General features: G+C 62.8%; 1 protein-coding gene. It reads right to left on the bottom strand.

What is annotated here, in order from left to right; all coding sequences use genetic code 11:
• Positions 1-327, bottom strand: a 327-nt coding sequence (locus tag ACQG3P_RS18910; protein ID WP_426805892.1) for a hypothetical protein, incomplete at its 3' end; no start/stop codon positions are given.
• Positions 328-363: the final 36 nt, after the last annotated feature.

The following is a 363-nucleotide window of genomic DNA, read 5'->3' as shown; positions in this document are numbered from 1 at the left end:
ACGTGGCACTGGCCACCACGCCTGGCCCACCGCGATAACACCGATGCCAGCCAGGGGAATCAATGCGGACAGCGGCAGGCAGACCAGCGCTTGCCGCGGCCGTTTCACCACGACCCATACAACGAACGCGGCCCAGCCCAGCACGGCAGCCGCCCACATCAGAGCCGACGCCACAGGTGCATCTTCCACGATGTAAGGCCGTGTCCAGAGGAAATCTGAAAGCTGGGTCAAGTCGGCAAACCGGGAAGCGATCATGTCAAGGGCCAGCAGCTGGCTGCGACTGTCCTTGTGCAGACCACAGGACGCGATCACGATCTTGTACAGCACCAGCTACACCGCCAGCCCGACCACGGTCATGAGTAC

This window comes from Stenotrophomonas sp. SrG, assembly GCF_050031795.1.
Lineage (GTDB): Bacteria > Pseudomonadota > Gammaproteobacteria > Xanthomonadales > Xanthomonadaceae > Stenotrophomonas > Stenotrophomonas rhizophila_A.
Note: the sequence above shows the minus strand (reverse complement) of the source record. Positions and strands in the feature narration are given on the sequence as shown.